This is a genomic window from Janthinobacterium leeuwenhoeki (genome assembly GCF_051380795.1).
Taxonomy (GTDB): Bacteria; Pseudomonadota; Gammaproteobacteria; order Burkholderiales; family Burkholderiaceae_D; genus Janthinobacterium.
On sequence record NZ_JBNYXT010000022.1, the window covers coordinates 76889 to 82888 of the forward strand.

The 6000-nt window shown below is 53.5% G+C and carries 7 protein-coding genes; all 7 read left to right on the plus strand.

From position 1 onward, the window contains the following. The first annotated feature begins 281 nt into the window (after positions 1–281). Positions 282–497, plus strand: a complete 216-nt coding sequence (locus ACQ4WS_RS17270; RefSeq protein WP_436478207.1) for a major coat protein — start codon at positions 282–284, stop codon at positions 495–497. 68 nt (positions 498–565) lie between these two features. Then, a complete protein-coding gene (locus ACQ4WS_RS17275) occupies positions 566–2098 on the plus strand; it encodes a hypothetical protein (RefSeq protein WP_436478209.1) in 1533 nt (510 codons plus the stop codon). Positions 2099–2151: 53 nt separating this feature from the next. Next, positions 2152–2532, plus strand: a complete 381-nt coding sequence (locus tag ACQ4WS_RS17280) for a hypothetical protein (RefSeq protein WP_436478211.1) — start codon at positions 2152–2154, stop codon at positions 2530–2532. 10 nt (positions 2533–2542) lie between these two features. Next, positions 2543–2845 carry a hypothetical protein gene (locus tag ACQ4WS_RS17285; protein WP_070345888.1) on the plus strand — a complete coding sequence of 101 codons (303 nt, stop codon included), beginning with the start codon at positions 2543–2545 and terminating at the stop codon, positions 2843–2845. 1 nt (position 2846) lies between these two features. Beyond that, positions 2847–4001 carry a zonular occludens toxin domain-containing protein gene (locus tag ACQ4WS_RS17290; RefSeq protein WP_082260921.1) on the plus strand — a complete coding sequence of 385 codons (1155 nt, stop codon included), beginning with the start codon at positions 2847–2849 and terminating at the stop codon, positions 3999–4001. After that, positions 3998–5287 carry a type II secretion system protein GspD gene (locus ACQ4WS_RS17295; protein ID WP_436478213.1) on the plus strand — a complete coding sequence of 430 codons (1290 nt, stop codon included), beginning with the start codon at positions 3998–4000 and terminating at the stop codon, positions 5285–5287. The genes ACQ4WS_RS17290 and ACQ4WS_RS17295 overlap by 4 nt, the downstream gene beginning before the upstream one ends. A 346-nt stretch (positions 5288–5633) precedes the next feature. Continuing rightward, complete coding sequence (locus ACQ4WS_RS17300; RefSeq protein ID WP_436478215.1) at positions 5634–5861, plus strand: hypothetical protein; 228 nt, start codon at positions 5634–5636, stop codon at positions 5859–5861. Positions 5862–6000: the final 139 nt, after the last annotated feature.

Here is a 6000-nt window from a genome sequence, read left to right on the forward strand (position 1 = left end):
CGGGTCGATCCTATTCCTGACAGGACTATTTGTCGCCGCCGTCTATCTTGTCAAGTACGTCATTCATCGGATCGTGGACCACAAATGACCATTTACCAAGTTGTAAGTTACTGCCTTACCGCGTTCGGCTTGGGGTACGCGGGTGGTGCGATTCGACGTATTGCACGTCAAGCTATTGAGGCTCTTGATTGAACCATTGCTTCACCACAGTAGATTTTTTGTAGTACTCACCGGCATCGCCAAACCGGGGTTTTATTAACGGCATTTTTAGAGAGCCACACATGAAAGTAATCACTAAACACGCGCTGGTCGCCGCTTCCACAATGGTCGCTACCGGTGCAGCCTTCGCAGCTGGCGACCCAGGCGTCGAGGCCATTACTGCGTTGTCCGCGGTTGGGCAGACGTATATCACCGCCGCTTTTGCTGTCGCCGTGACGGTCGCTGGTGGCTTCTGGGGTATCAAGATGATGAAGAAGGCTTTCGGTAAAGCTGGCTAATCCTATTCTGGGATTCTACCTTCGGCCAGCGTTTAGCGATTCTGGCCGTTTTTTATGCGCCTCACACCATGACACCTATCAAGAAAATCATCGCTGTCACTCTTGTTTCCGCCGCGCTTGTGGCCGTTCCTATGCGCTCGCAGGCTATCGTCCCCATCATCGCGGCTTGGCTGCTTGAGCTGACTGGCGGTTCTATCCTGATCGGTGACTTGATTGCGGGCCAGACCGGCATCATCAGTGCGATTCTTTGGTGGGACTGCAATAAGTTCGCCTTGAGCGCACCTTGCACAAGCAAGACGCCTATTGCTTCAACCCAGCAGCCGAAACCGGCGATTACGGTAAGTCTCAAACCTGATACCAAGCGGCAGAATCCTGACCCGAAAAAGTTCAATGATCCTGCCGCCGGTAGTGCCAAGCGCGATGTGACTCCTAAGCCCGTCATCGCTGCTTCTGGCAAAGGGCCTCCAGCTAGTGCCCAGGAAGTTCCTGGTGTTCCAGTTGGACCTTCTGATATCGGAGTGCTTAAGCAGGCGAATATCGGTGTCGCAGGTACGGATGCTGAAGTGCAGCGTGCTCAATACAACGGCTCATATTCCGCTGGCGGTCTTGTGACGGGGATTTTGGTCGTTCCCCAAAAATTACCGGCATCGCCGCTAGCCATTCCGTTCATTGCATTGCAAACCACGTGTGTGACTAAGAAGGATCAGGATTATCCGGATTGTGTCGGTCCGATACGTGCAACAGAGGATTATCTTCAGCAGTTTAACGGTGGCAAGTCTATCAGCCGGGCTGTGATCGAGTGCTGCACCGGTAATGTCCATCGTTATGTCAGTGTCGCCTACTTGTTCGATCGGTCGACCGATGTGACTTTGGCGTGTGATCCTGGCTATGTTGATAGTGGTCAGGATCGTAGTGGTAATTATCAGTGCAGTTTGACCGACATTAGCAAGGTAAAAAAGCCGATTGATACCACTTGTGAAGTGTTATTTGATCCGGCTACAAAGCTATTTATGACTGATCGGGCTAATCCAGCCTGTGATGGCATTGACGATACGTCCAAGCTGACGCTCTCATCTGCTGACGGTTCCAAGTCGGTTGAGGTCGGAGCAAACGTTGGTAATGGTTTCGATATTGGGATTACAAAGCAGGACGGTAGTAAGACTGGCCTAGACACTGGAGTATACGACCCTGGGACCGGGGGCTATGTCATCGTTCACGTCAACATTACGCCTCCCGAGAAACCTGACAACGGCTTGGGTTGTGGCGGTCCAGGTCAAAGCGCGTGCAGCGTTGAGTTCGCGCGTGACGATGCCACTAATATTAAGTCCAGTGACACCAACGCCGCCAACCGTACTGCGGACACGGGCATGAAGGGCAAGCTCGACGCTATTAGCACAAGTCAGTTCAACTGGTCTTTCATTCCATCAATTCCCACGGCTGTCTGTAAGAATCCATCGCTCAAGAGCCCCATAGGTAACGTTACCGTCAGCATGGATATTTGCGTCTGGTTCGAGCGGCTCTCGTTCTTTATCAACGCTGTGCTTGGTGTGCTGTGTGTTTACGGCTGTGTTAACCAAATTCAATCTGCCATTCGAGACTGATCATGAGGCGATTCCATTTCCTAATGCTGGGTTTATCCGTCATAGGCCTTGCAATGACAGCTTCGGCCAATGCGCAGACCACTAGCTCGGCATGTGGCGGCTCTTCGCAGCCTCGTTGCCAAGTCACCGCACCTGCCGATCAAGCCACAACCGATTACACGAAATCGAACACGGATAATATCGGCTCTTGGAATACTTATTCTCAGTCGCAGGTTAATGTCGCATCGAACCGTTTCACTTGGTCGTTTGTACCAAAAATTCCGACTGCGGCCTGCGTCAATCCCATGATCGATGGCCCCAATGGTAGTGGTGCGGTGATGATGGACATTTGCTCCCCACTTGCCACTTTTCAGACGTTCATTAATGGCGTCCTGGCTTTCTTCTGTCTGCTGGGCTGTGTCCAGCAAATTCGGGCCGCACTGGCCGTCAACTAGGAGCATCATCATGTGGGCAACTCTTATTGGTTATCTCGGCTTCGAGAATACCGCCAAAGTCGGGATGCGCGTTTGGGCCGTCACCACGCTAACGGCAATGGTTGCAGCATTATGGGCCGCTGGCCAGGTCTGCGCAAACGTTGTTTGCGGTCCCGTCATTCAAGGCATTAGCCAGTCTCACCCTAACTTCGCTGTGGGCTTGTCGCTTGCATTCAACCCGGTCACGTACACGCTCGCCAGCGTGTATTGCAGCGTGTGGGCAGCATGTGCCCTATACACGTACAAGAAGACCATCCTCGACAAGCTGATCTGACATGGCCGTTTACGCTATCACCGGCAAGCTCGGAAGCGGCAAGGGCAAGGGCGCGATGAAGTTGTTGCGCGACTACTTGCGCGCTGGCAAACGCGTTGCGACAAATTGTGACGTGTTCCTGGAACATATGATGCCGGGGCAGTCGAGGCAGACCGTTATTCGCGTTCCGGACAAACCCACGTCGGCGGACTTGTACGCCATCGGCTCAGGCAACCGTTTCATCGACTTCGAGCCTGTGCTCAAATACACCGCCAAGGGGTTCGAGTACACGCCGCCCGCGCCGCAGCTTCTCCCCGGTTTCGATGAGTCTCACAACGGGGCGCTGTTCCTCGACGAATGCGCGTCCTGGTTGAATACCCGGGACTTCCAAGCTGGCGGACGTAAGGAGCTGCTGGAATGGGCGATCCATGCACGTAAGTACGGATGGGATGTGTACTTCATCTGCCAGAACATCAGCCAGATTGACAAGCAGTTGCGCGACAGCCTGTTCGAGTACGTGGTGCGTATGAGCCGCCTCGACCGGATGAAAGTGCCGTTTGTTTCGGCCGCCTTCAAGCTGATCACGGCTGGCTTCAGCGACGGTTCACTGCCCCGCATGCATATCGGCGTGATGCGCCTCGGTTGCTCTCCGGATGGCGTCGTAGCCGACCGATGGCACTTCCGGGGTGATGACCTGAATCGGGCCTATAACACCACACAAGTGTTCTCGGACAGCTACCCGCATGCTATCCATTGCTTGCTGCCTAGCTGGCACTTGCAGTCACGTACCGGCATCCGTCCTGGCTTCGTTGGCCCTGTACGTATTCCCCAGGACTACGAACTTCTCGCAGTCCGCCCGATTCCTCCCAAACCACCGCACAAGCACATGAAAAAGTTTCTCGCAATCGCTCTAATACTTGGCCTCGTACTCGGGGGCGTAGGCTCCCATGTACTTGGATCGATGTTTTTCACCCCCTCTGCCACCGTGGCCGATGCTGCCAAGCCTGTCAAATTTTCCGAGACCGTTACCGGCAAGGGGTTTCTCACTAATTCCGGTTCGGTGAGCGTGGTTCTTTCCGATGGCCGTGTTGTATCGCCGCTGCGCTTCAAGTCTGGTGCCAGCGGTTGGGAAGCCGAAATCGAGACAGGTCTGTGGGTCAGAGGAGGTGCGCAATGAGACGCTTCCTGTCTGCCCTGATCCTCGCCCCGGTCTTGGCGTTTGCCGCACCTGCTTCGGCTCCGGTTTCATTGAGCTTCGATGCCACGCCGCTGATGGCGTTCGGCGAAGCTATGTTTAAGGCGATCATGCATCGGGACTTCGTGGTATCACCCGACGTTATCGGAATCGACAAAAGAATTACGATCAAAGTAAAGAACATCGACCTCGCCGAGCTGCCACGCTTCGTTGAAGACCTGCTGCTTCGCGAAGGAATTGCGACAACGCTCAAGGGCGGTATCTACTACTTGTCGCTGAATCGTGAGAGCGGCCCTCAGGATGTCATTGCAAGCCAGCAGCTACCTGCGCACTCGGCTAGTCAGGCAATGAGCCTCAGTAGCCCGCAAATCGCGCCGATGGGCATCGATGGTCACGTGATGCAAGATGCCGCAGGTTTTCAAACGCGGAAAGAAGACGAAGAATCGGAACTCTTTGCTCCCATTCACCGGACCAGCGAATTTGTGAGCGCAGTTGTCGCCGCTGGTTTCGGTGCTAAGGCGGCCACCGTCGCTGGCGAATTGGTAGTGCTTACTGGCTCTAAAGCCGCTGTTTCCAAGATGCTTTTGTTGTGCCGTAGTCTCGACACGCACGCCAAGATGGTCGATGTCTCGGCATCGTGGATTGAAGTCACTAACAGCAGCGGCTCTGGCCGTGGCATTTCATTGGCGGCTTCCTTTCTGGGGGCCAAGCTGGGAGCCTCGCTCGGTACAACTAATTCGGGTTCGGTCATCAGTCTGAAGAACACACGCTTTGAGCTGGTGATCGATGCGCTGAATAGCGATACACGTTTCAAACAGGTTACGAACAGCCGTCTTGTTGGCTATGACAGGACCAAGCTTAAATTGACGGTGGGTGACAAGACGGCCACTGTTTCCAGTAGTGGTAACGACAATGCAGGCAATCGGGTTCAAAACATCGTGTATACGCCGTCAGGGGTCATCATTGATGCCTTGCCTCGCGTATTGGGGAGCGGAGAAATTAGCCTGGACGTGGACGCGCAGATCAGTAGCTTTAAAGCAAATAGTAGCGGGCTTGTCGGGTCGCCGACACTCATCCTGCGCCAGTTGACCACCACCGTAGGTCTCAAAGACGGTGACGTAATGCTGTTGGGCGGATTGCAGGATACCCAGGCGTCGGAATCGAAATCTGGGTTGAGTTTCCTGCCTGCATCATGGTCCGCTGGATCGGACAGCAAGACTCAGACCGATCTAGTGCTCGTGGTATCTGCAAAGGTTTTAGAGGACTAGGGTAAATTGTATTGCTATTTGCAACAGCTGCAACAGGTTGATGAACGAACGTTTCATTGCCGTATGTTGTTGCGATTCTGGGATTATCATGGGATGGTTGGACGGGGTAAAGGCTCAATTAAATGAGGATGGCAACTCGGCTCAATCACGACGCGCACTCGACTTCTGAGTGTTTATGCGTACATATTTTGGGCTTCGTCCGTCAGGAAACTTTGAAGGCATTGACCGGTTTTATCAACGAGAATTTACCGTGAAAAGTCGCTAATACCTAGCTGTCGGCACTGATACCGACGCGACCAAGGCGATGGGAAATCGTTGCCCCGTACCAATGATCAAAGGAAAAATAATGAAAACATATGTTCGCCTGACTGATGCCGGTTTCGCCGCCAAGATGGAAGATGGGCGTTGGATCGAGCGCTCCGATTTGCTTGACCTGGTTCATGAGCTACACGCCGCTGGTGTAAATGCTGACGATGTGTATTGTGGCGATTGGCGCGAAGGAGAGAATGTTTTGATGTCAGGCCAGCAGGCCGCCTTGAAATTTGAGTTGCGCCAACTTGGGTTGCGCACATGATTATATTCTTGGATGTTGGCGATGAGGTACCCTGACTTTTTCGGACACTCTAGTTTGGTAAACTTCACCAACTGGAGAACTTATGAAACGCTCAAAAACCTACACACCGGAGCTTCGGGAAGAAGCGGTAAAACTGGTC

Bases quoted from the DNA above. Each gene is read 5' to 3' on its own strand.
- ACQ4WS_RS17295 (WP_436478213.1), top strand. From the start codon at position 3,998: ATGAGACGCTTCCTGTCTGCCCTGATCCTCGCCCCGGTCTTGGCGTTT.
- ACQ4WS_RS17270 (WP_436478207.1), top strand. From the start codon at position 282: ATGAAAGTAATCACTAAACACGCGCTGGTCGCCGCTTCCACAATGGTC.
- ACQ4WS_RS17290 (WP_082260921.1), top strand. From the start codon at position 2,847: ATGGCCGTTTACGCTATCACCGGCAAGCTCGGAAGCGGCAAGGGCAAG.
- ACQ4WS_RS17280 (WP_436478211.1), top strand. From the start codon at position 2,152: ATGACAGCTTCGGCCAATGCGCAGACCACTAGCTCGGCATGTGGCGGC.
- ACQ4WS_RS17275 (WP_436478209.1), top strand. From the start codon at position 566: ATGACACCTATCAAGAAAATCATCGCTGTCACTCTTGTTTCCGCCGCG.
- ACQ4WS_RS17300 (WP_436478215.1), top strand. From the start codon at position 5,634: ATGAAAACATATGTTCGCCTGACTGATGCCGGTTTCGCCGCCAAGATG.
- ACQ4WS_RS17285 (WP_070345888.1), top strand. From the start codon at position 2,543: ATGTGGGCAACTCTTATTGGTTATCTCGGCTTCGAGAATACCGCCAAA.